The following is a 2,784-nucleotide window of genomic DNA, read 5'->3' as shown; positions in this document are numbered from 1 at the left end:
CTGCACAGTGCCCAGGTCGTCCCCGAGGACTCCGTGGCGGTGGTCGGGCTCGGCGGCGTCGGGCTGTCGGCGCTGCTGGGCGCGAAGGCGCTCGGCGCGCGGCAGATCGTCGCGATCGACGTCGTGCCGGAGAAGCTGGCGCTCGCCCGCGAACTGGGCGCGACCCACACCGTCCTCGGCGGCCCCGACGCGGTCGCCGAGATCCGTGAGCTGACCGGCGGCGGCGCCGACAAGGTCATCGAGACCGCGGGCGTGGTGCCGGTGCTCCGGCAGGCCTACGACGTGACCGCCCCCGGCGGCACCACCGTGACGGTCGGGCTGCCCGCCCCCGGCAAGGAGCTGGCGCTGCCGGCCCTCAGCCTGGTCGCGGAGGAACGGACCCTGAAGGGCAGCTACCTCGGCTCCTGCCGACCCCAGGTGGACGTTCCCCGGTTCATCGCGATGTACCGGGCGGGCGACCTGCCCGTCGACCGCCTCCTGTCGGGCACCCTCGCCCTGGACGACGTCAACGAGGGCTTCGACCGCCTCCACACCGGCGAAGCCGTCCGCCAGGTCGTCGTCTTCTAGGGGCGGGGCCTTCTAGGGGCGCAGCATGGTGAGGGCCAGTTCGGTGTAGGCGTCGGCGATCTGGCCCGGGGTGCGGCGGTGCTGGGTGGGATACCAGCGGGCCACGTCGATCGTCAGCGACAGCAGGGCCGTCGCGGCCATCGGGGCCGGGGCGAACTCGCCGGCCTTCACACCGGCCTCGATGGCCTCGCGCAGGCAGGTGTCGGTGCGGCGGCGCAGCGCGATCAGTTCGCGCTGGTGTTCGGCGGTGAGCGAGCCGTGCTCGTACTGGATGATCCGGGCGAGGGTGTGGTGTTCGGCGTGGAACCGCACCATCCCGGCGACGATCCCCGCGACCCGTTCCCGCGGCGTGCCCGTGTCGGCGGTCTCGCACAGCTCCGCGACGAGCTCGTGGCCGGTCCGCGCGATCTCGTACAGCAGCGCTTCCTTGGTCGGGAAGTGCATGTAGAGGGCGGCGGGGCTCATCCCGGCGCGCATCGCGACCTGCCGGGTGGACGTGCCGTGGAACCCCTGCTCGCCGAACGCCTCCAGCGCGGCGAGCAGGAGCCGCTGGGCCGTGGCCGGGAGACCCGACCAGGCTTCGCGGACCGAAGGAGTCGTCACAGGGTGGTCAGGCCGCCGTCGACGGGGATCACGGCGCCGTTGACGTACGCTCCGGCGCGGCTGGCCAGGAAGACCGCCACCCCGGCCATGTCGTCGGGGCGGCCGATCCGCTTGAGCGGCACCGTCTCGGCGATGATTTCGCCGAACGCGTCGAGGGTCGCGGCCATCATCTTGGACTCGAACGGGCCCGGCGCGACCGCGTTGACCGTGATGAACTCCGGTCCCAGCTCCTTGGCGAGCACCCGGGTGAGCTGGTGCACGCCCGCCTTGCTCGTGGTGTAGGAGTAGCGCTGTCCTGGCGTCATGATCCCGTCGATCGAGCCGATGTTGATGACCCGGGCGGGGTCGTCCTTGTCGGCGGCGGCCCGCAGGTTCGGCAGGAGCGCGCGGGTCAGGTAGAACGGCGCCTTGAGGTTGAGGTCGACGACCTTGTCCCAGCCGGACGCGGGGAAGTCCTCGAGCGGCGCGCCCCAGGTGGCGCCGGCGTTGTTCACCAGGATGTGCAGCGGCCCCTCGACGGCCGCGGCGAGCCGCAGGCATTCGGCCTCGGTGCTGACGTCCGCGGGCACGCCCACCGCCTCGCCGAACTGCGAGAGCTCCTTGACCGCCGCCTCCACCGCGTCGGCCTTGCGCGAGCTGACGATCACTCGTGCCGCGCCGGCCTCCAGGTAGCCTCGCGCGATCATCAGTCCGATGCCGCGGGTTCCGCCGGTCACCAGCGCGGTCTTGCCTTCCAAGCCGAACAGGTTCGTCATACGCCTCTTTTACCAGAAGCGTCCGTACGCGCCGTGCCCGGCCCTGGGCGAGGCGGACCGGCTCACAGCGGGGGCTCCTCCCCTGCCCAGGGCCGTTCGGCTTCGAGCTGGGAGGCCAGCGCGAGCAGCACGGGTTCGGCGCCGAGCCCGCCGACGAACTGGACGCCGAGGGGCAGCCCCTGGGCCGTGCGGTGCAGCGGCACCGCCATGGCGGGACGGCCGGTGATGTTGGCGAGCTGGGTGAACGGGACGGTCCGCAGGTTCGCGATGAGCTGGTCCTTCCAGATCTTCGTCCTGCTCAGCGGTCCGGCGAGCCGCAGGCTCATCAGCACCTCGCCGACCAGCCGCAGCGGCTTCGGCGTCGTGAGTTCGCCGATCCGGACCGGCGGCTCCGCCAGGCCCGGTGTGAGGTACAGGTCGTAGTCGGCGTGGAAGGCGGCGAGGGAGCGCGTGTAGGTGTTCCAGCGATGGTGGATGGCGAGGTACTCGGGTGCGGAGACGCTCCGTGCGGCGGCGGCCAGCAGCCGTGTGTCGGACTCGAACTCGCGGGACGGGGCGCCGGTCAGCTCGCGGATGTGGTCGATGGTGGCGGCGGCCTCGCAGCACCACATGGTGAGGAAGTCGTCGGCGAGCTGGACGCCGTCGAGGTCGGGTTCCGCGGGTTCGACCTCGTGGCCGAGCCCGGCGAGGAGTTTCGCGGCCGCCTCGACGGCGGTGACGGCCTCGGCGTCGACCTCGGTGCCGATCGGTGAGCGCGTCGAGTAGCCGATCCGCAGCTTTCCCGGGTCGCGGCGCGCGAGTTCGGCGTAGGGGGCGCCGGGCAGCGCGGCGGGGAACGGCGCGCCGGGGTCGGCGACCG

At 72.6% G+C, this 2,784-nt stretch carries 4 protein-coding genes; 1 reads left to right on the top strand and 3 read right to left on the bottom strand.

The annotated features are described in order from the left end of the window. Positions 1-567, top strand: a 567-nt coding sequence (locus tag ACYVE7_RS32150) for a zinc-binding dehydrogenase (protein WP_460370103.1), incomplete at its 5' end; no start/stop codon positions are given. 12 nt (positions 568-579) lie between these two features. On the opposite strand, the gene ACYVE7_RS32145 is transcribed toward ACYVE7_RS32150, so the two are convergent. From ACYVE7_RS32145 to ACYVE7_RS32135, 3 genes are all read right to left on the bottom strand, one after another. Further along, positions 580-1,170, bottom strand: coding sequence for a TetR/AcrR family transcriptional regulator (locus ACYVE7_RS32145; RefSeq protein ID WP_460370102.1), 591 nt, complete (start codon positions 1,168-1,170; stop codon positions 580-582). Then, the gene (locus ACYVE7_RS32140; RefSeq protein ID WP_460370100.1) at positions 1,167-1,925 is read right to left on the bottom strand and encodes an SDR family oxidoreductase; all 759 of its coding nucleotides are present in this window, start codon (positions 1,923-1,925) and stop codon (positions 1,167-1,169) included. Before ACYVE7_RS32140 ends, ACYVE7_RS32145 begins: the two co-directional genes overlap by 4 nt. Before the next feature lie 62 nt (positions 1,926-1,987). Continuing rightward, the coding region (locus ACYVE7_RS32135) for an amidase family protein (RefSeq protein ID WP_460370098.1) at positions 1,988-2,784 on the bottom strand (797 nt) is incomplete at its 5' end.

Source organism: Actinocorallia lasiicapitis, assembly GCF_054778695.1.
This window is presented reverse-complemented; position numbering and strand designations above follow the sequence as displayed.

Bases quoted from the DNA above. Each gene is read 5' to 3' on its own strand.
- ACYVE7_RS32140 (WP_460370100.1), bottom strand. From the start codon at position 1,925: ATGACGAACCTGTTCGGCTTGGAAGGCAAGACCGCGCTGGTGACCGGC.